Annotated in this window: 21 protein-coding genes; 7 read left to right on the top strand and 14 right to left on the bottom strand. The window is 70.8% G+C overall.

The genetic code is table 11. The annotated features are described in order from the left end of the window. Positions 1-665: 665 nt before the first annotated feature. The 3 genes from ACFYV1_RS11150 to ACFYV1_RS11140 form a co-directional block, all read right to left on the bottom strand. On the bottom strand, positions 666-1,754 hold the full coding sequence (locus ACFYV1_RS11150) for an amidohydrolase family protein (protein ID WP_389395147.1): 1,089 nt from the start codon (positions 1,752-1,754) through the stop codon (positions 666-668). A 71-nt stretch (positions 1,755-1,825) separates the two neighbouring features. Then, a complete protein-coding gene (locus ACFYV1_RS11145) occupies positions 1,826-2,194 on the bottom strand; it encodes a hypothetical protein (protein WP_389395146.1) in 369 nt (122 codons plus the stop codon). A 104-nt stretch (positions 2,195-2,298) separates the two neighbouring features. Further along, positions 2,299-3,246, bottom strand: coding sequence for a heme o synthase (locus ACFYV1_RS11140; protein WP_389395145.1), 948 nt, complete (start codon positions 3,244-3,246; stop codon positions 2,299-2,301). A gap of 348 nt (positions 3,247-3,594) precedes the next feature. On the opposite strand from ACFYV1_RS11140, the gene tkt reads away from it, so the two are divergent. From tkt to pgl, 5 genes are read left to right on the top strand one after another with little or no spacing between them, the layout of a single operon-like run. Then, complete coding sequence (gene tkt / locus ACFYV1_RS11135) at positions 3,595-5,682, top strand: transketolase (protein ID WP_389395144.1); 2,088 nt, start codon at positions 3,595-3,597, stop codon at positions 5,680-5,682. Between the two features lie 34 nt (positions 5,683-5,716). After that, complete coding sequence (gene tal, locus ACFYV1_RS11130; RefSeq protein WP_389395143.1) at positions 5,717-6,835, top strand: transaldolase; 1,119 nt, start codon at positions 5,717-5,719, stop codon at positions 6,833-6,835. A 14-nt stretch (positions 6,836-6,849) separates the two neighbouring features. After that, positions 6,850-8,373 (top strand): glucose-6-phosphate dehydrogenase, encoded by a 1,524-nt coding sequence (gene zwf, locus ACFYV1_RS11125; protein ID WP_389395290.1) that lies wholly within the window; start codon positions 6,850-6,852, stop codon positions 8,371-8,373. Then, positions 8,370-9,386, top strand: a complete 1,017-nt coding sequence (opcA, locus tag ACFYV1_RS11120; RefSeq protein ID WP_389395142.1) for a glucose-6-phosphate dehydrogenase assembly protein OpcA — start codon at positions 8,370-8,372, stop codon at positions 9,384-9,386. Before zwf ends, opcA begins: the two co-directional genes overlap by 4 nt. Then, the gene (gene pgl / locus ACFYV1_RS11115; protein ID WP_389395141.1) at positions 9,383-10,168 is read left to right on the top strand and encodes a 6-phosphogluconolactonase; all 786 of its coding nucleotides are present in this window, start codon (positions 9,383-9,385) and stop codon (positions 10,166-10,168) included. The genes opcA and pgl overlap by 4 nt, the downstream gene beginning before the upstream one ends. A gap of 141 nt (positions 10,169-10,309) precedes the next feature. On the opposite strand, the gene ACFYV1_RS11110 is transcribed toward pgl, so the two are convergent. Further along, positions 10,310-11,233: an ABC transporter permease gene (locus ACFYV1_RS11110; protein WP_389395140.1), complete on the bottom strand. Its 924-nt coding sequence runs from the start codon at positions 11,231-11,233 to the stop codon at positions 10,310-10,312. After that, positions 11,230-12,141 (bottom strand): ABC transporter ATP-binding protein, encoded by a 912-nt coding sequence (locus ACFYV1_RS11105; RefSeq protein ID WP_389395139.1) that lies wholly within the window; start codon positions 12,139-12,141, stop codon positions 11,230-11,232. Before ACFYV1_RS11105 ends, ACFYV1_RS11110 begins: the two co-directional genes overlap by 4 nt. A 132-nt stretch (positions 12,142-12,273) precedes the next feature. On the opposite strand from ACFYV1_RS11105, the gene ACFYV1_RS11100 reads away from it, so the two are divergent. Together ACFYV1_RS11100 and ACFYV1_RS11095 are read left to right on the top strand one after the other, a co-directional pair. Continuing rightward, on the top strand, positions 12,274-13,521 hold the full coding sequence (locus tag ACFYV1_RS11100) for a sensor histidine kinase (RefSeq protein WP_389395138.1): 1,248 nt from the start codon (positions 12,274-12,276) through the stop codon (positions 13,519-13,521). Continuing rightward, the gene (locus ACFYV1_RS11095; protein ID WP_389395137.1) at positions 13,518-14,189 is read left to right on the top strand and encodes a response regulator; all 672 of its coding nucleotides are present in this window, start codon (positions 13,518-13,520) and stop codon (positions 14,187-14,189) included. Before ACFYV1_RS11100 ends, ACFYV1_RS11095 begins: the two co-directional genes overlap by 4 nt. A gap of 195 nt (positions 14,190-14,384) precedes the next feature. Here ACFYV1_RS11095 and ACFYV1_RS11090 read toward each other — a convergent pair whose 3' ends face one another. The 9 genes from ACFYV1_RS11090 to gap all read right to left on the bottom strand — a co-directional run bounded on the left by ACFYV1_RS11090 (position 14,385) and on the right by gap (position 22,802). Then, positions 14,385-14,939, bottom strand: a complete 555-nt coding sequence (locus ACFYV1_RS11090) for a GNAT family N-acetyltransferase (RefSeq protein ID WP_389395136.1) — start codon at positions 14,937-14,939, stop codon at positions 14,385-14,387. 93 nt (positions 14,940-15,032) lie between these two features. Next, complete coding sequence (locus tag ACFYV1_RS11085; RefSeq protein ID WP_389395135.1) at positions 15,033-16,538, bottom strand: PH domain-containing protein; 1,506 nt, start codon at positions 16,536-16,538, stop codon at positions 15,033-15,035. Further along, positions 16,535-17,035: a PH domain-containing protein gene (locus ACFYV1_RS11080; RefSeq protein ID WP_389395134.1), complete on the bottom strand. Its 501-nt coding sequence runs from the start codon at positions 17,033-17,035 to the stop codon at positions 16,535-16,537. The genes ACFYV1_RS11085 and ACFYV1_RS11080 overlap by 4 nt, the downstream gene beginning before the upstream one ends. A 4-nt stretch (positions 17,036-17,039) precedes the next feature. Then, positions 17,040-18,689 (bottom strand): glucose-6-phosphate isomerase, encoded by a 1,650-nt coding sequence (gene pgi, locus ACFYV1_RS11075; protein WP_389395289.1) that lies wholly within the window; start codon positions 18,687-18,689, stop codon positions 17,040-17,042. 169 nt (positions 18,690-18,858) lie between these two features. Continuing rightward, positions 18,859-19,194 (bottom strand): RNA polymerase-binding protein RbpA, encoded by a 336-nt coding sequence (locus ACFYV1_RS11070; protein ID WP_079110552.1) that lies wholly within the window; start codon positions 19,192-19,194, stop codon positions 18,859-18,861. A gap of 135 nt (positions 19,195-19,329) precedes the next feature. Further along, complete coding sequence (gene secG, locus ACFYV1_RS11065; RefSeq protein ID WP_389395288.1) at positions 19,330-19,560, bottom strand: preprotein translocase subunit SecG; 231 nt, start codon at positions 19,558-19,560, stop codon at positions 19,330-19,332. Positions 19,561-19,680: 120 nt separating this feature from the next. Beyond that, entirely contained in the window at positions 19,681-20,457 is a 777-nt protein-coding gene (gene tpiA / locus ACFYV1_RS11060) for a triose-phosphate isomerase (RefSeq protein ID WP_389395133.1), read from the bottom strand. Between the two features lie 5 nt (positions 20,458-20,462). Further along, the gene (locus tag ACFYV1_RS11055; RefSeq protein WP_389395132.1) at positions 20,463-21,674 is read right to left on the bottom strand and encodes a phosphoglycerate kinase; all 1,212 of its coding nucleotides are present in this window, start codon (positions 21,672-21,674) and stop codon (positions 20,463-20,465) included. A 117-nt stretch (positions 21,675-21,791) separates the two neighbouring features. Beyond that, positions 21,792-22,802 (bottom strand): type I glyceraldehyde-3-phosphate dehydrogenase, encoded by a 1,011-nt coding sequence (gene gap / locus ACFYV1_RS11050; protein WP_389395131.1) that lies wholly within the window; start codon positions 22,800-22,802, stop codon positions 21,792-21,794. Positions 22,803-22,828: the final 26 nt, after the last annotated feature.

Genomic DNA, 22,828 nt, shown 5'->3' with positions numbered 1-22,828 from the left:
GGCTGAAGATGCCCCGCAGCGGCGAATCCAGCCCGGCCGGAGGCACCACCCACGGCCACCAGGCCGTAGGGGAGTTCGAGGCCACCGCGCGGAGCGCGGTACGCCGTCCGCCAAAGCGGTACAACGGCCCACCCGCAGGGCGGCAACAGGACCCGGGGCCCGCCCCGCTTCGGGAAGAGACGGGCCGGTGCGGGGCGGGGAAACGCCCCGCCCGCAAGGCGGCAACGTGGGCCCCGAGCCTGCCCCGGGCAGCGATCACGCACCCGCAGCGGCCCCGCGCCGCCGCGGAGACGCGCCCGCCCGCAGGGCGGCAACAGGGCCGGGAGCCTACCCCGCTTCACCGGCCCGCCCGCAGGGCGGCAACGGGGCCGGGGCCCGCCCCGGTTCGGGAAGAGACGGGCCGGTGCGGGGCGGGGAAACGCCCCGCCCGCAAGGCGGCAACGGGGCCCGGGGCCTGCCCCGGGCAGCGATCAGGCACCCGCAGCGGCCCCGCGCCGCCGCGGAGACGCGCCCGCCCGCAGGGCGGCAGCAGGGCCGGGAGCCTACCCCGCTTCACCGGCCCGCCCGCAGGGCGGCAACGGGGCCGGGGCCCACCCCGCTTCGGGAAGGGGCGGGTAGGGGAACAGCCCCGCGCAGCGGTCACGCACCCGCAGCGGAGACGCCCCTCACCCCCGCAACCCGTACACCCGCCTCGCGTTCCCCCACGCCAGCAGCCCCGCCACCCGCTCCGCGTCGCCCCGTGACCACGCCCCGTCGGCGACCCATTCCCCCAGCACCCGACCCACCGCATCGCGGAAGGTGTGCGCGGCCACCACATGGAGTTCCGGCAGGCCGTGCGCGCCGGAGGAGAACAGGAGCTTGCCGAACGGCGCGAGTTCGAGTGTCTCCGCCAGTACGGCCGCCGCCCGCGCCCCCGTCTGGGCGAGCGCCGGGCCCAGGTCGGCGTACACGTGCGGATACACGCTCGCGAGGTGCGCCGCGCCGCGGTGGTGCGGATAGCCGTGCAGCAGGACCAGGTCCGTGCCGAGACCGGCCGTCGCCGCGGCCAGGCCGGCCAGGGGCATCGGGTCCCGTGCGCCGATGTGCAGTTGCAGCGGAAGGCCGGTCGCGACGGCGGCCCACAGCAGGTGCCGCAGCAGTACGGGGTCGGTGAGCGGCTCGCCCACGCGCCGTCCGGCGAGCCAGCGCCCGGCCGCGCCCCGCACCTCGCCCGGCCCCGGCGGCTCCGGCCGGTCGCTCTGCCGTACGGCGGCGACGGTGGTGAAGGCGACGGCGGACCCGGCGGCTCCGTGCACCGCCTCCGCCAGGTTGGCGAGGAAGGATTCCACGGTCCCCGACGTGTCCGCGACCTGCTCCGCCAGCAGTTCGAGCCGTACGATCTCGCGCGCCTGGGCCTCCGCCGCAGCGGCGATCTCCGCCGGACTCGCGAGGTCGCCCGGCAGGCCGGTGTCCACGAGGTACGTGGCGATCCCGGTCCCCCGCAGAAGCCGCCTGCCCGCCTCGGCCGCTCCGAGCTCGCGGCGGCGGGCCAGGTAGTGGGCGGGCGGGCAGTGCGGTTCGAGTCCGAGGAGCGGCGGACACCAGCGCCGCACCGCGAAACCGGTCTGAGTGTCGAAGAAGGTGGTACCGGAGGCCGGCGGGGCCCCGGTGGCCGGCCCCAGGTACGTCTCGAAGGTGCCGAGGCCCAACTCGGTGCGCAGCACACCGTGGCAGTACTGGTCGACCAGACGCACAGAGGACGCGGCGTCGATCATCGGGAGCTCCTGCCTGTGGACCGGACCGTGCTTCCACAGGACTAACGGGTCATCCCCGCGCAAGGTGTTGCTCAGTCGTTGGACGGGCCGCCGACCTGGATGCCCGCCATACGCGTCCACTCGTACGGGCCGGTGCGCACCTTCGCGGCGAAGTCGCCGTCGAAGGACTCGTGCAGCGTGATCCCCGACTTCTCCGCCGCGCTGACGGCGACGGCGTGGCTCGGGGCCACCAGGTCGCCCCAGCCGCCGTCCTCGCCGACAAGAACGATGCGGGTGCCCATCTGGCCGATGTAGGCGAGCTGGCCCTCGGCGCCGCCGTGCGCCTTGGAGAACGCCTGGATCTGCTTGGCGAGCTTGGCCGCCCTGCGCTCGGCGCGGGCGTCGGACGGGGAGGAGGGAGCGGGCGAGGACGCCGTCTCGTCAACCTTGGTTTCAGCCATGCACCGCATGCTACTCGCGGGTAGATCATTCGGCGACGGCCGGGCGACGTGGCCTCGGCCACGCCCGCCCGAGGTCTTCCTCAGCGCAGAACCCGAGGTCTACCTCAGCGCAGGAAGGGGTCCACGGCCACGGCCACGAAGAGCAGCGACACATAGGTGATGGACCAGTGGAAGAGACGCATCTCCTTGAGCTTGCCGCCCGTCTCGCCCGCCTTGGCCCTGCTGTGCAGCGCGTGCGCCTCCCACAGCCACCAGCCGCCCGCGACCAGCGCGACCGCGGTGTAGAACCACCCGGTGTAGCCGAGCGGGGTCAGCAGCAGCGAGACGGCGACCATGACCCAGCTGTAGAGCACGATCTGCCGGGCGACGACCTTGTTGCCGGCGACCACCGGGAGCATCGGCACGCCGACGCGCTCGTAGTCGTCCTTCACCTTCATCGACAGCGGCCAGTAGTGCGGCGGCGTCCAGAAGAAGATGACGAGGAAGAGGATGACGGCGGCCCAGGACACCGAGTCGGTGACCGACGACCAGCCGATCAGGACCGGCATGCAGCCGGCGATGCCGCCCCAGACGATGTTCTGCGCGGTACGGCGCTTGAGGATCATCGTGTAGACGACGACGTAGAACAGCAGCGCGCCGAGCGACAGCGCGGCCGACAGCCAGTTGACGAGGAGACCGAACCAGAGCGTGGAGACCACGGCGAGCGTCAGGCCGAAGACCAGACCTTCGCGCGGGGAGACCATTCCGGTGACGAGCGGACGCTGTGACGTGCGGTCCATCAGGGCGTCGATGTCGCGGTCGATGTACATGTTCAGCGCGTTGGCGCCGCCGGCGGAGAGGTATCCGCCGAGACAGGTGACGAGCACCAGCCACAGGTCCGGCACACCCTGCTCGGCCAGGAACATCACCGGAACGGTGGTGATCAGCAGCAGCTCGATGATCCGCGGCTTGGTCAGCGCCACGAATGCCTTGACGCGGGCCCCGAACGGCCGACGGCCCCCCGGGCCGGAGGCCAAGACGACCCCTGCGGGTCGGGACTCGACGGCCGTCACGCACACCCCTGACAGAGAAATCCCAGCAAGCCTCTGGGGTTCCTCCCATGCCCGGAAAGGGCTCTGGGGGAGTGAGACCCCGGTGACGACTTGCGCGTACCACGCCACTCTAGACGCTGCCCGTACGCCGATCTTCGCGGGGGTCGGGTCGTGTTGAGCACCGGAAGGACGTCGGACGTATACGTCGCCGACGGGCGGGGAACACCCGCTGCCCGCACCCTGGCAGTGTCCAATTGGGGAGACGCGCGACCGAGCGGACGCCCATTGCTGCGAGGGTAGGCTCGACAGCGCCCGGTACACCCATAAGTCACCGGGATTCGAACATGTGGAGAGGAGCCCTGACCCAGGGTGAGCACCAAGCCGACCACCACAGACCTCGAGTGGACCGCGTTGGACCAGCGGGCAGTCGACACCGTCCGCGTCCTGGCCATGGATTCCGTACAGAAGGTCGGCAACGGCCATCCGGGTACGGCCATGAGCCTGGCCCCCGCCGCGTACGTGCTCTTTCAGAAGCTGATGAGGCACGATCCCGCGGACGCCGACTGGACGGGCCGTGACCGGTTCGTCCTGTCCGCCGGCCATTCGTCGCTGACGCTCTACATCCAGCTCTACCTGGCCGGTTACGGCCTGGAGCTCGATGATCTCAAGGCGTTCCGTACCTGGGGTTCGAAGACTCCCGGTCACCCGGAGTACGGCCACACCACGGGCGTCGAGACGACGACCGGTCCGCTCGGCCAGGGCGTGGCGAACGCCGTGGGCATGGCGATGGCCGCCCGTTACGAGCGTGGCCTGTTCGACCCGGAGGCCGCCGAGGGCACCTCGCCGTTCGATCACACCGTGTGGTGCATCGCGGGTGACGGCTGTCTGCAGGAGGGCATCTCCGCGGAGGCGTCGTCGCTGGCCGGTCACCAGAAGCTGGGCAATCTGGTCCTGCTGTGGGACGACAACCACATCTCGATCGAGGGCGACACGGAGACTGCCGTCTCCGAGGACACTCTCAAGCGTTACGAGGCGTACGGCTGGCACGTCCAGCGCGTCCAGCAGCTGGACAACGGTGACCTGGACCCGGTCGGCCTCTACAACGCGCTGAAGGCGGCGCAGGCGGAGACGGAGCGCCCCTCCTTCATCGCGGCCCGTTCGATCATCGCCTGGCCCGCGCCGCACGCGCAGAACACCGAGGCCGCGCACGGATCGGCGCTGGGCGACGAGGAGGTCGCGGCGACCAAGCGGGTCATGGGCTTCGACCCGGACCAGTCGTTCGAGGTGTCCGACGAGGTCCTGGGCCACACCCGGGGCGCGCTGGACCGGGGCCGTGAGGCCCGTGGTGAGTGGGAGAAGACGTTCGCCGCGTGGCGTACGGCCAACCCGCAGCGTGCCGCCGAGTTCGACCGGATCCGCTCGGGTGAGCTGCCCGAGGGCTGGGAGGACGCGCTGCCGGAGTTCGAGCCCGGTCACAGCGTCGCCACCCGCGCCGCGTCCGGCAAGGTGCTGCAGGCGCTGGGCGCGGTGGTGCCCGAGCTGTGGGGCGGCTCGGCCGACCTGGCCGGCTCGAACAACACGACCATCGACAAGACGTCGTCGTTCCTGCCGGCGGGGAACCCGCTGCCCGAGGCCGACCCGTACGGCCGCACCATCCACTACGGCATCCGCGAGCACGCGATGGCCGCGGTGATGAACGGCATCGCCCTGCACGGCAACACCCGCGTCTACGGCGGCACCTTCCTGGTGTTCTCCGACTACATGCGCAACGCCGTGCGGCTCTCGGCGCTGATGCACCTGCCGGTCACCTACGTGTGGACGCACGACTCGATCGGTCTCGGCGAGGACGGCCCCACCCACCAGCCGGTCGAGCACCTGGCCTCGCTGCGCGCCATCCCGGGCCTGAACATCGTGCGCCCGGCCGACGCCAACGAGACCGCGATCGCCTGGCGCGAGATCCTGCGCCGGTACACCAAGGAGTTCGGCAAGGGCGCCCCGCACGGCCTCGCGCTGACCCGCCAGGGCGTGCCGACGTACGAGTGCGACGAGGACGCGGCCAAGGGCGGCTACGTCCTGTTCGAGGAGGAGGGCGGCGACGCCCAGGTCGTGCTGATCGGCACCGGCTCCGAGGTGCAGCTGGCCGTCCAGGCCCGCGAGCAGCTCCAGGCCGCCGGCATCCCGGCCCGGGTCGTGTCCATGCCCTCGGTCGAGTGGTTCGAGGAGCAGGACCAGGGGTACCGGGACTCGGTGCTCCCCCCTTCGCTCAAGGCGCGCGTCGCGGTCGAGGCCGGTATCGGACTGACCTGGCACCGCTACGTCGGCGACGCCGGACGCATCGTCTCGCTGGAGCACTTCGGCGCCTCCGCGGACGGCAAGGTCCTCTTCCGCGAGTTCGGCTTCACCGCAGAAGCCGTGGCCGCCGCCGCCCGGGAATCGATCGAAGCCGCCGCGCGCTGACGCCGGTACACGACAAGTAGGAGATGCATTTCTCATGACAGACGCACTCAAGCGCCTCTCCGACGAAGGCGTCGCGATCTGGCTGGACGACCTTTCACGCACCCGGATCACCTCCGGCAACCTGGCCGAGCTGATCGACCAGCAGCACGTCGTGGGTGTCACCACCAACCCGTCGATCTTCCAGAAGGCGATCTCCGAGGGCCACGGCTACGACCAGCAGCTCGAGGACCTCGCCGCCCGCAAGGTCACCGTCGAAGAAGCCATCCGCATGATCACCACCGCGGACGTACGCGACGCCGCCGACGTGCTCCGTCCGGTGTTCGACTCGACCGGCGGCCAGGACGGCCGTGTCTCGATCGAGGTCGACCCGCGTCTGGCGCACGGCACGAAGGCGACCGTCGCGGAGGCCAAGCAGCTGGCCTGGCTGGTGGACCGGCCGAACACCTTCATCAAGATCCCGGCCACCAAGGCGGGCCTGCCGGCGATCACCGAGGTCATCGGCCTCGGCATCAGCGTCAACGTCACGCTGATCTTCTCGCTGGAGCGCTACCGCGAGGTCATGGACGCCTACCTGGCCGGTCTGGAGAAGGCGAAGGCCGCGGGCCTTGACCTCTCCAAGATCCGCTCGGTGGCCTCGTTCTTCGTCTCCCGCGTGGACACCGAGATCGACAAGCGTCTCGACGCGCTGGGCACCCCGGAGGCCAAGGAGGCCCGCGGCAAGGCCGCCCTGGCCAACGCCCGCCTCGCCTACGAGGCCTACGAAGAGGTCTTCTCCTCCGACCGCTGGGCCGCGCTCGACAAGGCCCAGGCCAACAAGCAGCGCCCGCTGTGGGCCTCGACGGGTGTCAAGGACAAGGCGTACAAGGACACCCTGTACGTCGACGAGCTGGTCGCCCCGGGCACGGTGAACACCATGCCGGAGGCCACTCTGGAGGCCACCGGCGACCACGGGCAGATCACCGGTGACACCGTGCGCGGCACCTACGAGCAGGCCCGCGCCGACCTCGAGGCCGTCGCCGAGCTCGGCATCTCCTACGACGAGGTCGTCCAGCTCCTCGAGGACGAAGGCGTGGAGAAGTTCGAAGCCGCCTGGAACGACCTGCTCAAGTCGACCGAGGCCGAGCTCAAGCGCCTCGCACCCTCGGAGGGCTGAGCGACTTGTCCGGTATTGGCGGAGCCAACCCGCTCCGTGATGCTGCCGACCGACGGCTCCCGCGTATCGCGGGGCCGTCGGGCCTGGTCATCTTCGGCGTCACGGGCGACCTGTCGCGCAAGAAGCTGATGCCCGCCGTCTACGACCTCGCGAACCGAGGGCTGCTGCCGCCGGGCTTCTCGCTCATCGGCTTCGCCCGGCGTGAGTGGGCCGACGAGGACTTCGCGCAGGAGGTCCACGACGCGGTCAAGCAGCACGCGCGTACGCCGTTCCGCGAGGAGGTCTGGCAGCAGCTCATCCAGGGGATGCGCTTCGTCCAGGGCACCTTCGACGACGACGACGCGTTCGCGCAGCTGAAGTCCACCATCGAGGACCTCGACAAGGTGCAGGGCACCGGTGGCAATTTCGCTTTCTACCTCTCCGTGCCGCCCAAGTTCTTCCCCAAGGTCGTCCAGCAGCTGAAGAAGCACGGGCTGGCGGACCAGAAGGAGGGTTCCTGGCGGCGCGCGGTCATCGAGAAGCCGTTCGGCCACGACCTGGTCTCCGCCAAGGAGCTCAACCAGGTGGTGCACGAGGTCTTTCCGCCGAACGAGGTCTTCCGTATCGACCACTACCTGGGCAAGGAGACCGTCCAGAACATTCTGGCGCTGCGGTTCGCCAACACGCTCTTCGAGCCCATATGGAACCGGTCGTACGTCGACCATGTGCAGATCACGATGGCAGAGGACATCGGCATCGGCGGCCGGGCCGGCTACTACGACGGCATCGGCGCCGCCCGTGACGTGATCCAGAACCACCTCCTCCAGCTGCTGGCGCTGACCGCGATGGAGGAGCCCGCCTCCTTCGACGCGGACGCTCTCGCGGCGGAGAAGACCAAGGTGCTCGGCGCGGTGAAGCTGCCCAAGGACCTGGCGAAGAGCACGGTCCGGGCGCAGTACGCGGCGGGCTGGCAGGGTGGCGAGAAGGCCGTCGGTTATCTGCAGGAAGACGGCATCGACCCCAAGTCGAAGACCGACACCTATGCCGCGATCAAGCTGGAGATCGACAACCGCCGCTGGGCGGGCGTCCCGTTCTACCTGCGCACCGGCAAGCGTCTCGGCCGCCGTGTCACCGAGATCGCGGTGGTCTTCCAGCGCGCCCCGCACTCCCCGTTCGACTCCACCGCCACGGAGGAGCTGGGGCAGAACGCCCTGGTCATCCGCGTCCAGCCGGACGAGGGCGTGACCATGCGGTTCGGCTCCAAGGTCCCGGGCACCTCGATGGAGGTGCGGGACGTGTCGATGGACTTCGCGTACGGCGAGTCCTTCACGGAGTCCAGCCCCGAGGCGTACGAGCGGCTCATCCTCGACGTGCTGCTCGGCGACTCCAACCTCTTCCCGCGTGTGGAGGAGGTCGAGCTGTCCTGGAAGATCCTCGATCCGATCGAGGTGTTCTGGGACGCGAACGGCAAGCCGGCGCAGTACCCGGCCGGCACCTGGGGGCCGGCAGAGGCGGACGAAATGCTCGCACGAGACGGACGGAGCTGGCGTCGGCCATGAAGATCGACCTTACGGACACCACGGCCAGCAAGATCAACAAGGCGCTGGTGCTGGGCCGCCGCGCGATCGGCACCCCGGCCGTCGGCATGGTCCTCACCCTGGTCATCGTGACCGATGAGGAGAACGCGTACGACGCTCTGCGAGCGGCCAACGACGCATCCCGCGAGCACCCCTCGCGGACCCTCGTGGTCATCAAGCGCGTCTCACGCTCCCCGCGCGACCGGGCGAAGGCCCGGCTCGACGCCGAGGTCCGGGTGGGCGCGGACGCGGGCACCGGAGAGACGGTCGTCCTGCGGCTGTACGGCGAGGTCGTCGACCACGCGCAGTCGGTGGTTCTGCCGCTGCTGCTGCCCGACGCCCCTGTCGTCGTCTGGTGGCCGGTCAACTCGCCCATCGACCCGGCCAAGGACCCGCTCGGTTCGCTGGCCCAGCGCCGGGTGACCGACACGTACGCCGCCGAGCAGCCCGTGCGGGAGCTGGCCGCCCGCGCGGAGGCCTACACGCCCGGCGACACCGACCTGTCATGGACCCGGATCACGCCGTGGCGCTCGATGCTCGCGGCCGCGCTGGACCAGGTGACCTGCGAGGTCACCTCCGTGGAGGTCGAGGGCGAGGAGTTCAACCCGAGCTGCGAACTGCTCGCGATGTGGCTCGCCGACCGGCTGAACGTACCGGTCAAGCGGTCGACATCGGCAGGTCCCGGCCTCACCTCCGTGCGGCTGCAGTCCGACTGCGGTCCGATCGTGCTGGACCGGCCCGACGGGTCCCTCGCGACGCTGTCCATCGAGGGCCAGCCGGACCGCGCGGTGGCGCTCAAGCGGCGTGAGACGGCCGAGCTGATTGCGGAGGAGCTGCGCCGGCTGGACCCCGACGACACATACTCGTCGGCGCTTCGGTACGGCGTGGAGCGACTCGGCGCGGGCGCGCAGGCCGCTGCCGCCGTGGCGCCCGTCGAGAAGGCGGCGGCCCCGGCCAAGAAGGCCGCCCCTGCGAAGAAGGCGGCGGCCAAGTGACCGCGGCCCCGCAGCTCGTCGTCCACCGCGACAAGGAGCTGATGGCGCAGGCGGCCGCGGCCAGGCTGATCACGAAGATCGTGGACGCGCAGGCCGCGCGCGGCTCGGCGTCGGTGGTCCTCACCGGCGGCCGCAACGGCAACGGCCTGCTGACCGCGCTCGGTTCGTCCCCCGCACGGGACGCGATCGACTGGACGCGGCTCGACCTGTGGTGGGGCGACGAGCGGTTCCTGCCGGAGGGCGACCCGGAGCGGAACGTCACGCAGGCCCGTGAGGCGCTGCTCGACGCCGTGCCGCTCGACCCGTCGCGGGTGCACGCCATGGCCGCGTCGGACGGCGCGTACGGCTCCGACGTGGACGCGGCGGCAGCCGCCTACGCGGCGGAACTGGCCGCGGCGGCCGGTCCCGAGGACCACGGTCCGGTCCCGACGTTCGACGTCCTGATGCTGGGCGTCGGGCCCGACACGCATGTGGCGTCCCTGTTCCCCGAACTCCCGGCGGTCCGCGAGACGCAGCGCACGGTCGTCGGGGTCCACGGAGCGCCCAAGCCGCCGCCGACCCGCATCTCGCTCACGCTGCCGGCGATCCGCGCGGCACGCGAGGTGTGGCTGCTCGCCGCAGGCGAGGACAAGGCGCAGGCGGCGAAGATCGCGCTGTCGCGGGCCGGCGAGATCCAGGCGCCGGCAGCCGGGGCGTACGGCCGGGCGCGGACGCTGTGGCTGCTGGACGCGGCGGCGGCGTCGGAGCTGCCGCGCGAGCTGTACCGCCCGGCTTCCGCCTGAGTGAGGAGAGAGGCCCGGCCCGCCGTGTTCGGCGGGCCGGGCCTTCTTGCACGCTCGGCGCGTCCGGGCCTTGCGCACACCCGGTGGCCGGCCGGGCCGGGCATCCGACGGGCGCCCTCGCTCCCCTCGCGCCGCGGGCGTTCAGACGTCGCGGCGGTGCACTGCGGTCACGGTGACGACCACCGCGACGAGTGACCAGGCGCCGAACACGATCCACGCCTCGGTGACCGACACCGGGTACCTGCTCACGTCGTGAACCCGCTCCGGGTTCCGCACCAGGGCGTGCCATGCCGAGAGGGGCATGGCATTGCCGATCTCCTTGACCCACCGGTAGGTCTCACCCTGGAACAGCGCCGGCAGCAGCAGGAGTACGCCGACGACCGCGACGACGGTGCCCGCGGCGTGCCGGACGAGCGCCCCGAGAGCCATCCCCACGAGGGCGCACAGCGGGGCCAGCAGTGCCGCGCCGACGACGGCCCGCAGGGCCCCGGGATCGCCGAGGGACAGGCCGTGGTGGTCGCGCAGGATCGCCTGGGTCACGCCGAACGACGCACCCGCGACGACCGTGCCGAGGACGAGCATGACCGCCAACATGACGGTCGTCCTGGCCACCATCACCGCCCGCCGCGCCGGTACGGCGGCGAAAGTGGTCCTGATCAGGCCGCTGGTGTACTCGCCGAAGACCGCGATGGCTCCGACGCTGCCGGCGACGATCATGAGGAGCTGCCAGGCCGGGTCCACGAACGCGGTCCCCAGCGGATCGAACAGCATCTCCGGCATTCCCGGCGGCGGGGCGGTCTGTTCCGCGAACTGCCGCGACAGCCGGTCGGCGTTGGACCAGGCGGCGTTCGCGTTGATCCCGACGACGACCGGCGCGCTGCCGCCGAGGACCCAGTGGGTGGAGCGCAGCGACCAGAGCTTGATCCACTCGGCTACGAGGAGGTCACGGAACCGGGCGCGGACGCCGGCGGCGGCAGTGGCGCCCGCCCGGGGCCCGGCGGTCTCCTTCGCGGTGGTCGTCGTCGTGGTGGTCGCCGGTGGGGTGGCCGTCGGTGGGGTGGTCATCGTGCTCCTCGCGAGCCGTATTCGACGTTGTCGGCGGTGAGTCCCATGAACGCCTCTTCCAGGGAGGCGGCCCGGTTGGTGAGTTCGTGCAGCGGGACGCTGTGGCGGTGGGCGAGTTCACCGACTCGCTCCGCGCCGAGGCCGGTCACCGTGCACGAGCCGTCGTCCTCGTGCCGGACGACGGCCCCCGCCGCGGTGAGGGCGGACATCAGCCCGGCAGGATCGGGCGTACGGACCGTCACGCCCTGCCGGGAGCCGCGTGCGGCGAACTCCGCGAGGCTCTGCGTGGCGATCAGCTCGCCCCGGCCGATGACGATCAGCTGATGCGCCGTGTGCTCCATCTCCCCCATCAGATGACTGGAGACCAGGACCGTGCGGCCCTCATCGGCCAGCCGCCGCAGGAGCCCGCGCACCCACATCACCCCCTCCGGGTCCAGTCCGTTGAGCGGCTCGTCGAAAAGCAGCACGGGAGGGTCGCCGAGCAGCGCGCCGGCGATGCCGAGCCGCTGCTTCATCCCCAGCGAGAATCCTCCGATCCGGCGGCGCGCCGCGGTGGTCAGCCCCACCTCCGCCAGGACCTCGTCGACCCTGCGCCGCGGCAGCCCGTTGCTGCGCGCCAACGCGGACAGGTGCGCACGCGCGCTGCGCCCGCCGTGCACGTCATGGGCGTCGAGCAGTGCCCCGACGTGCCGCAGTCCGCGCGCACGTCCACGGAACGGCACTCCGTCGACGACGGCGGTGCCGCTGGTGGGAGTGTTCAGACCGAGGATCATTCTCAACGTGGTGGACTTCCCGGCGCCGTTCGGACCGAGGAACCCGGTGACGTGGCCGGGGCGGACGGTGAAGGTCAGGCCGTCGACGGCGGTGGTGGCGCCGTATCGCTTCGTCAGTTCTTCGACTTCGATCACCCGGCCACCGTCCCGTGGGCACGGCCCGCGGGGCATCGGCCCCAGGACCACAACCGCGGACACCCGCTGTGGCCCCGGGGCGTACTCCCCGGGGCCGATGCCCGCGCTCCGCGCCGTACTTATGATCACGGCATGAGCGTCTCCCTCCGTGTCCCCCGCGCCAGGCGCGTACCGCCGGCCGCGACGCGGGCCCTGGCCTGGAGCGGGGCACTCGCCTATCCGGTCCTGCTGTACGTCGCGGTGCTCCACGAACAAGAGCCCACCGGTGTGCGGCTCCTGCTGCCGGGCGCGCTTGCCGTCCTGACCGTTCCGCTGCTGCTGCGCCGGCCGTGGGCGGCCCTGGTGCCGATGCTGGCCGGTTCGTTCGCCGCGACCGCGCTGGCGGCCTCGAAGCCGGCCGCGGCCTTCCCCTTCGCGCTCTCGGCGCCGGCCTGGCAGTTCGGGTACCTGCAGGCACTGGTCACCGATCTCGCCGTCGGCTGCGTCGCCGCCACCCGGGGACGCCGGGCCGCGCTCGCCGCCGCCGCCCTGACGCTCGCCGTGCAGATCGCCGCCGCGACCCGCTACCGGACCGGGTCCGACGACTTCGTCGCGGCCGTCGTGTTCCTGGCCCTGCTGCTCGCCCTCGCGTGGACGGCCGGCCACCTCGTCCAGGAGCGCCGCGAACACGCCAGGACGGTACGGGACCGGGCCGCCGACCGGGCGGTCACCGCCGAACGGCTGCGGATCGCCCGCGAGTTGCACGACATGGTCGCCCACAGCATCGGCATCGTCGCCATCCAGGCCGGCACCGGCCGCCGGGTCATCGACACCCAGCCGGCGGAGGCCCGCAAGGCGCTGGCCGCCATCGAGACCACGAGCAGGGACACCCTGGCGGGGCTGCGCCGGATGCTCGGCGCCCTGCGCGAGACCGAACCGGAAGCGGCGCCGCTCACACCCGCCCCCGGCCTGGCGGACGTCGACCGGCTGGTCGCGACAACGCTGGACGGCGGTGTACGGGTGGACGTGGAGTGGCGCGGCAAGCGGCGCCCGCTCCCCGCGGACGTCGAACTGTCAGCCTTCCGCATCATCCAGGAGGGCATCACCAACGTGGTGCGCCACGCGGGCACGCACGAGTGCCGGGTGGTCGTCGACTACCAGGAGGACGAGTTGGCCATCGAGATCACCGACGACGGCCACGGCCCTGCGACCGCGGACACGGGCACGCGCAGGGGCACTGGCACTGGCACTGGCACTGGCACTGGCACTGGCACTGGCTACGGCATCACGGGAATGCGTGAACGGGCCGTCCTGCTGCACGGCCGGTTCACCGCCGGGCCGCGCCCCGAAGGGGGCTTCCGCGTGGCGGTGCGGCTGCCGGTGCCGGAGGGCGTGCGGTGACGTCTCCCCCCGTGCGTGTCCTGCTCGTCGACGACCAGCCGCTGGTGCGCGCCGGACTGCGCGTGCTCATCGCGGACAGCCCCGGCCTCGAGGTCGCCGGCGAAGCCGGCACGGGCGAACAGGCGGTCCGACTGGCCGAGGAGGTCCGGCCGGACGTGGTGGTGATGGACATCCGGATGCCCGGCATGGACGGCATCGAGGCGACCGGACGGATCACCGCCGGCCCGAGCGCGGCACGCGTCCTGGTCCTCACCACCTTCGACGACGACGAGTACGTCTACGGCGCGCTCCGCGCGGGCGCGAGCGGATTCCTGGTCAAGGACATGGATCTGGACGACATCCTCGCCGCCGTCCGGGTGGTCGCCGCCGGCGACGCCCTGATCGCTCCGAGCGTGACCCGTCGTCTCATCGAGGAATTCGCCGCCCGGCCGAACCCCCCTGCGGCACCCCCGCACCGGGCGATCGACGGCGTCACCGGCCGGGAACGCGAGGTGCTCACCCTCATCGGCCGAGGACTGTCCAACGGCGAGATCGCCGACCGGCTCTGTATCAGCCCGGCCACGGCCAAGGCGCACGCGGCACGGCTGTTCACCAAGCTCGCGGCCCGCGACCGGGTCCAACTGGTCATCATCGCCTACGAGTTGGGCCTGGTGTCGCCGTCACGCTGAGCGGGCGCACACCGCAGCGGATGTGCCGACTCCGCCGAGCCCGATCAACGCGGTTGCGCGTTCCGCCGGGGATCCGCCGCTGCATCACCTGGCGAAACCGCCACGCCGACGACCGGCGCCTACGCGCCGTCGTCGACAGGGCCGACGTCGCCTGATCCGGCACCGCGCCGATCGCTACCCCTGGCCGAGTCATTATCAGGCCGAATAGTCAGCGAGGTCGGATACCTCGGCAGCGGTCCAGGTGTACTCGATCTCGGCGAGTTCGAAGCCCGCGGGGAATCGTTCCGTGCGTTCTGCGGTAGGACGGCCACCCTGGCGAGAGTAGAAGACGGTCGCGCGGGTGTTGTCCTTCAGAACTTCCAAATAGACGGATCGTCCGGGGCACTCGATCGCGGCCCAGCCGAAGGCCCGGAGTAGAAGGCGCCAACCGATCCCGGTGCCGGTGAGTGCTGGTTTGACGTGGAGATTGTCCAAGAGGACGCGGCCATCGGCTTGGGGGATGAGGTAAGCGAATCCGCACACCTGCATGGCATCGTCGAGCGCGACGATCAGGTGAGGGGCCCTGGAACTACCACTTGCTACTGGTTTCGTGGCGGAGAGCCGGGTCTGCCACAGGTGTGCGTGTTCTTCGAGCAGCGGACCGTCCAGGTAGCTGGTGGGCATGATGCCCGCGTAGGCCGCCCGCCAGCTATCGGCATGGAGGGCGGCGATGCGTGACGCGTCGGCTGCTGTTCCTGTTCTGAACTTCATGTGGCGAGGTTCGCAGATCCGGTAAGCACCCTTCCAGACGGGACGTGCTATGCCGACCGCACACAACCAGGGCAAACGTTGCCTGCTACGGCACTAGTCGCGTTCCAGGAACGGCTCCAGGAGCCCCGGCACCGCCTCCGACGCGAACGTCAGGCCCTCCCCCTCGGCGGCGTCGTGGATGCCGTACGCGCCGGCGCCCGCCGCCGTCGTGGCCGTCAGGGTGATCAGACCCGCCCGGCGCTGGAAGACGGACCGGCGGGCCGTCCAGCCGATCACGCCCGTCCGCTGCAGTGCGACCGTGCTGCGGCGGAGGGTGCCGGAGCGGGTGACGAGGTAGTCGCCGGCGATCCCGTGACCGAGAGCCCGGTACGCGTCAAGGGCGAGGAGCACCGCGACGGGGACGCCGACCACGGCGCAGACGGCAGCGATCCACAGGAGCACCGGCGTGAGCAGCACGCCGAGGAGCGCGAGGACCGCGGAGGGCAGCAGCGCAGCGCCCAGTGCCCGGCGCACCCGCCTGCCGCGAGCGGCGGACGGGTGGGGTGTCAGGACGGCCTCCCGCATCGGGGAGGCGGACTCGCGGAGCACCTGTGCGGCGACCTCGTCGGCCAGCGCCCGCGGCACCACGGGCAGCAGGACGCTGATGTCGGCGTGCTTGTCCTGCTGGTCCTTGACGAGCCCGGTGGCGACGGCGTCCATCCTCGCGGCGCCGAAGAGCCGGACGCCCAGCGGCTCGACGAGGTCGACGCCCCGCAGCCGGCGCTCCTCGATCGATATCGAGCGTGACGTGAACAGGCCCCGTCTGACCCGCAGTGTGCCGCCGGGCTCCCGCTCGAGCCGGTAGTTCCACCACATCTCGATCCACAGGCCGACCGCGCCGACGACACCGGCGACGAGCGCGGTGGCGGCCAGTGTGACGACGATCCATACGACGGGGGTGTCCCTGAAGCGGTCCCGCACCCACTCGACGACCTCGGCCTGAGCTCCGAACCACTCGCTCACCTGCATGACCGCGCCCGCCGCCGCGCCGCCGAGCAAGGGGGCGACGAAGGAGACCGGCGCGTAGCGGATCCAGGCCGGATCGAGGACGGCGAGCGCTCCGCCGGGGTGGGCGGCGGCTCCGCGCGCCGTGGTCCTGGCCAGCAGCTCGAGCCGCAGCCGTTCGCCCTCCGCCCGGCTGACGGCGTCGAGTTCGAGGGTGGACTCGCCCCCGGCGGCGTGCTCGCCCGTTCCGATGCGGACCTTGACGAGCCCGAGGACACGCAGCAGCACATTGGCGGTGAGGTCGACGCTCCTGATGCGTTCGCGGGCCAGCGACCGGCGCTTGACCAGGAGCAGCCCCGTGTGGAGTTCGGCCCGCTCCGGTCCGATGCGGTAGCGGGTGCGCTGCCGGCGCACCAGGTCGGCGCCGGTGCCGGCGCCGACCAGCAGGGCCGCCCCGGCCAGGACCCAGCCGAGGGCCCTCGACAACGGCATGCCCCCCGCGAGGCCGAGGAGTACGGGGAGCCCGGCACCGGAGGCGACGCCCGCCAGGACCACGGCGGTCACCAGGACGGTGCGCGCGTCGAGCCGCCGCCACTCCCCTTCCGGTGCGCTCATGTCGCGTCCCCGGGCGTGGCCCGGGTGATGCGGGTGAGGTTCTCCGCGAGGTCCGCGGCGACCTGGTGGTCGAGCCCCTCGATCCTGACGGCGCCCTTGGCGGAGGCGGTGGTCACCGTGACGGTGGCCAGCCTGAACGCCTGCTCGAGCGGTCCCCTGACCGTGTCGACGGTCTGGATACGGGACATGGGCGCGATGCGCCACTCCTGCCACAGCGCCCCGGTGCGCACGTACACCGCCTCGTCGGTGACCTCCCAGCGGTGCACGCGGTACCACCAGGCGGGGAAGAACGCGGTGCAGGCCAGACCGAGGACGGCGCTCACGCCTGCCGCGACCAGCAGCCAGGCGCGGGCCGGCTCGACGAAGGCGCCCAGCACGGCGAGCACGAGGGCCGGTACGGCGGCGGTCAGCAGGACCCGCGTGCGCCACCAGTTGACGGCCCGCTCGTTCAGCCGGTTGTTCGGCGGCCGGAGCCGCACCGTGTTCTCCCCCGCCATCGGGTCACCGGCCGCGCAGTGTCCGGTACTTGCCCGCCAGCGTCGCGGTGGAGCTGTCGAGCTGCTCGCCGCCCTCGCCCTCGGTCAGCACCGGCTCGATCTTCTTGGCGAGGACCTTGCCGAGCTCGACTCCCCACTGGTCGAAGGAGTCGATGTTCCAGATCGCGCCCTGCACGAACACCTTGTGCTCGTAGAGGGCGATCAACTGGCCCAGAACGGAGGGGGTGAGGTCCTCAGCGAGGATCGTCGTCGTCGGGTGGTTGCCCTTGAACGTCTTGTGCGGCACCAGTTCCTCCGCGACGCCTTCCGCCCTGACCTCCTCGGGCGTCTTGCCGAAGGCGAGGGCCTGCGTCTGGGCGAAGAAGTTGGCCATGAGCAGGTCGTGCTGCGGTACGAGCCCGGCGAGCAGGCCGGGGACCGGCTTGGCGAAGCCGATGAAGTCCGCGGGAACGACCTTCGTGCCCTGGTGGATCAACTGGTAATAGGCGTGCTGGCCATTGGTGCCGGGGGTGCCCCACACCACGGGGCCGGTCTGCCAGTCGACGGGATTGCCGTCGCGGTCGACCGACTTGCCGTTGGACTCCATGTCGAGCTGCTGGAGGTACGCGGTGAACTTGGACAGGTAGTGCGAGTAGGGCAGCACCGCGTGCGACTGGGCGTCGAAGAACGCCCCGTACCAGACGCCCAGCAGGCCCAGCAGGAGCGGGGCGTTGGCCTCGGGGGGCGCGGTGCGGAAGTGCTCGTCGACGAGGTGGAAGCCGTCGAGCATCTCGCGGAACCGGTCGGGGCCGATCGCGATCATCAGGGAGAGGCCGATCGCGGAGTCGTACGAGTAGCGGCCGCCGACCCAGTCCCAGAACTCGAACATGTTGGCCGTGTCGATACCGAAGTCGGAGACCTTCTCCTCGTTGGTCGACAGCGCCACGAAGTGCTTGGCGACGGCGTCGGGGCCGGCTCCGAGGCCGGTGAGCAGCCAGTCGCGGGCGGAGGTGGCGTTGGTGATCGTCTCGATGGTGGTGAAGGTCTTCGAGGCGATGACGAAGAGCGTCTCGGCCGGGTCGAGGTCCCTCACGGCCTCGTGCAGGTCGGCGCCGTCGACGTTGGAGACGAACCGGAAGGTCAGATCGCGTTCGGTGTAGGAGCGGAGCACCTCGTAGGCCATCGCGGGGCCGAGGTCGGATCCGCCGATGCCGACGTTGACGACGTTCCTGATGCGCCTGCCGGTGTGGCCGGTCCATTCCCCGGAACGGATCTTGTCCGAGAAGGCGGCCATCCTGTCGAGGACGGCGTGGACGCCGGGGACCACGTTCTCACCGTCGACCTCGACGACGGCGTCCCGCGGGGCACGCAGAGCCGTGTGCAGGACGGCCCGGTCCTCGGTGGTGTTGATCTTCTCCCCGCGGAACATGGCGTCCCGCAGCCCGGCGACGTCGGTGGCGGCGGCCAGTTCCCGCAGCAACGCCAGGGTCTCGTCGGTCACCAGGTGCTTGGAGTAGTCCAGGTACAGATCACCCACCTGGAGGGTGTACTCGCTGCCGCGATCCGCGTCCGCCGCGAACAGCTCCCGCAGATGCGTCCCGCCCAGCTGCTCGCGGTGCTTGCCGAGCGCGGTCCATTCGGGCAACCGGTTGAGCCTGGTCTTGCCTGCGTTCATCTCGGACATCAGCCCACTTCTTCTCGTACCTGCCTGCATGCCCCGCTGCGGTTCCAACCTAATTGATCAGGCCGGTCGGTGAGGCGTCGGCTGCGTGGCACACGGGAAGCGGTCCGGCGACGACGAAGTCCGGCCGGCACCCTCGTCGGGTGCCGGCCGGACTCAAGAACTAGATCTCACCGCGCAGTTTGGCGAGCGCCTCCGCGAGGATCGCCTCGCCGTCCGCGTCGCTGCGGCGCTCCCGTACATACGCCAGGTGCGTCTTGTACGGCTCGGTGCGCGGCGGGTCCGGCGGGCTGTCCCGGTCCTGACCGGCCGGGAACCCGCACCGCGGGCAGTCCCAGGTGTCGGGGACCTGTGCGTCACTGGCGAAGCTCGGCTGCGTCTCGTGCCCGTTGGAGCACCAGAAGGAGATGCGCAGGCGCGGCGCGGACTCGCCTCGCTCGGCCTCACCCATCGGCCCCGCTCCGACCCGGCTCCCCCGGATCGCGTTGCCACTTGCCACGGTCGTAACTCCCTGCGTGATGGTGCTCCACAGCGTCTCACAGCGACTGCGCCGCGAGTGCCCCAGTCTACGTAAGGCCCAACGCTCGTCCAGTGATTGGAGTTACACACCCGATCCGGACGCGGAATCGGTGGGTCAGCTGTCCAGCTTCATCAGCATGCCGAGTACGACAATGCACGCGAACCACAACAGAGCGACCACGACGGTGATGCGGTCGAGGTTGCGCTCGGCCACCGAGGAACCGCCGACGGAGGACTGCATTCCGCCACCGAACATGTCGGAAAGACCGCCGCCCTTCCCCTTGTGCATCAGCACGAGCAACATCAGCAGCCCGCTGAAAATGATCAGGGCGATCGAGAATCCCATAACCACGGCTGGACCCTACTTCCTGGCAATTCTCTTGGACTCATACGGACGACGGGGGCCCGGGCTCGATGTGAGCCGCAGGCCCCCGCAAGGGTACGCCGGATCGGCGCTACCGCCTACTCACTGGTCGCGGAACCGGACGATCTTGACGAACTCGTCCGTGTCGAGCGCCGCGCCGCCGACCAGGGCGCCGTCGACGTCCGGCTGCGCCATGATCGCGGCGACGTTGCCGGACTTCACCGAGCCGCCGTACTGGATCCGGACCTTGTCGGCCAGCAGCTGGGAGTACAGCTCCGCGAGACGGCCGCGGATCGCACCGCAGACCTCCTGCGCGTCCTCGGGGGTGGCGACCTCGCCGGTGCCGATGGCCCACACCGGCTCGTAGGCGATCACGACCGACTCGGCCTGCTCGGCCGGGACGTCCTTCAGACCGCCGTCGAGCTGGGCGAGCGTGTACTCGACCTGGTTGCCCGCCTTGCGGATGTCCAGGCCCTCACCGACGCACAGGATGGGGGTCAGGCCGTGCTTGTACGCGGCCTTCACCTTGGCGTTGCAGACCTCGTCGGTCTCCGCGTGGTACTGGCGGCGCTCGGAGTGGCCCACGGCGACGTAGGCGCACTTCAGCTTGGCCAGCATCGGGCCCGAGATCTCACCCGTGTAGGCACCGGAGTCGTGCGCCGAGATGTCCTGGGCGCCGTACTTGATCTTCAGCTTGTCGCCGTCGACCAGGGTCTGGACCGACCGCAGGTCGGTGAAGGGCGCCAGGACGGCGACCTCCACGGCGTCGTAGTCCTTGTCGGCCAGCGCGAAGGCGAGCTTCTGGACGTGGGCGATGGCCTCGAGGTGGTTGAGGTTCATCTTCCAGTTGCCCGCCATCAGCGGGGTACGCGTGGTCAAGGTGTTCAGTCCTCCAGTGCGGCAAGGCCGGGGAGCGTCTTGCCCTCGAGATACTCGAGGCTCGCGCCGCCGCCGGTCGAGATGTGGCCGAATGCCTTCTCGTCGAAGCCCAGGATCCGTACGGCCGCGGCGGAGTCACCGCCGCCGACGACGGTGAAGGCCGGGGAGTCGACGAGCGCCTGGGCAACGGCCTTGGTGCCCTCGGCGTAGTCGGGGTGCTCGAAGACGCCCATCGGACCGTTCCAGAAGACGGTGGCCGCGTCGGCGAGCTTCGAGGCGTACAGCTTGCGGGTCTCGGGACCGATGTCCAGACCCTCCTGGTCGGCGGGGATCGCGTCCGCGGCGACGACCGTCGGGTTGGCCGGGGCCTTGGTCTTCAGGTCCGGGAACTCCGGGGAGACCAGCACGTCGACGGGGAGCACGAACTCCACGCCCTTGGCCTCGGCGCGCTCCAGGTACTCGAGCACCGCCGGGACCTGGTCCTCCTGGAGCAGGGAGATGCCGACCTCGTGGCCCTGGGCCTTGAGGAAGGTGTAGGCCATGCCACCGCCGATGAGGATGCGGTCGGCCTTCTCCAGCAGGTGGTCGATGACGCCGAGCTTGTCGGAGACCTTGGCCCCGCCGAGCACCACGGCGTACGGCCGTGCCACGTCGTCGGTGAGCTTCCTGAGGACGCCGACCTCGGTGTCGATCAGGAATCCCGCCGCGTGCGGCAGCCGGGCCGGGAGGTCGTACACGGAGGCGTGCTTGCGGTGCACGGCGCCGAAGCCGTCGCCGACGTAGACGTCGGCGAGAGCGGCGAGCCGGTCCGCGAAGGCGCCGCGCTCGGCGTCGTCCTTGGCGGTCTCCCCGGCGTTGAAGCGGAGGTTCTCCAGGACGGCGACCTGACCGTCCTCGAGGCCCGCGACGGCGGCGGTGGCGGACTCGCCGACCGTGTCGGTCGCGAACTCCACGTGGGCGCCCAGCAGTTCACCGAGCCGCTCGGCGGCCGGGGCCAGCGAGAACGCCGGGTCCGGAGCGCCCTTGGGGCGGCCGAGGTGCGAGGCGACGACGACGCGTGCTCCGGCCTCGGCGAGCTTGGAGACGGTCGGCACGACGGCCCGGATACGGCCGTCGTCGGTGATGGTGGTGCCGTCGAGCGGCACATTGAGGTCGGCGCGGACGAATACGCGCTTGCCGGCGACCCCGTCGGCCAGCAGCTGGTCGATGGTCTTCATGTTTTGCGGCTCCTCGGAGGGCTGGACGCACGGCAGGGCCCGGACAGCGCCGCATTGCGCTGCCCGAGCCCTGCCGCTCACATCGTGGTGCTCTCGTGATGGATCAGGCGGTGCAGGTCAGAGCTGTTCGCCCACGAAGACCGTGAGGTCGACGAGGCGGTTGGAGTAGCCCCACTCATTGTCGTACCAGCCGAGGATCTTCACCGACCGGCCCTCCTGGACCATGGTCAGCGAGGCGTCGAAGGTGCAGGACGCCGGTTCGTTGACGATGTCGGAGGACACGATCGGGTCCTCGGTGTAGACGAGGAAGCCCTTCAGGTCGCCGTCGTCGGCGGCCTTCTTGAACGCGGCGTTGACCTCGTCCTTGGTGACCTCGCGCTCCAGCTCCACGACCAGGTCGGTGGCCGAACCGGTCGGGACCGGGACGCGCATGGCGATGCCGTCCAGCTTGCCCTTGAGCTTCGGCAGGACCAGGGCGGTCGCCTTGGCGGCACCGGTGGTCGTCGGGATGATGTTCTCCGCCGCGGCGCGGGCGCGGCGCAGGTCGGAGTGCGGGAAGTCCAGGATCCGCTGGTCGTTGGTGTACGCGTGGACCGTCGTCATCAGGCCCTTGACGATGCCGAAGTTCTCGTCGAGAACCTTGGCCATCGGCGCCACACAGTTGGTGGTGCAGGAGGCGTTGGAGATGACGTGGTGGTTCGCGGCGTCGTACTTGTCCTGGTTGACGCCCATCACGATGGTGATGTCCTCGTCCTTGGCCGGAGCCGAGATGAGGACCTTCTTGGCGCCGCCGGCGATGTGCTTCTCGGCGTCCGCCTTCTTGGTGAAGATGCCGGTCGACTCGATGACGATGTCGACGCCCAGCTCGCCCCACGGGATGTCCGCGGGGTTGCGCTCGGAGAGCACCTTGATGGTGTGGCCGTCGACCGTGATGGTGTCGGCGGTGTGGCTCACCTCGGCCTTCAGACGGCCGAGAATCGTGTCGTACTTGAGCAGGTGAGCCGTCGTCGCAGTGTCACCCAGGTCGTTGACAGCCACGATCTCGATGTCCGCACCCTGCTCCAGCAGCGCGCGGAAGTAGTTGCGACCGATGCGGCCGAAGCCGTTGATGCCTACGCGGATCGTCACGAAACCGATCTCCTCGTTGGTACGCC

This window comes from Streptomyces sp. NPDC003023, from assembly GCF_042888225.1.
GTDB lineage: Bacteria > Actinomycetota > Actinomycetes > Streptomycetales > Streptomycetaceae > Streptomyces.
Note: the sequence above shows the minus strand (reverse complement) of the source record. Positions and strands in the feature narration are given on the sequence as shown.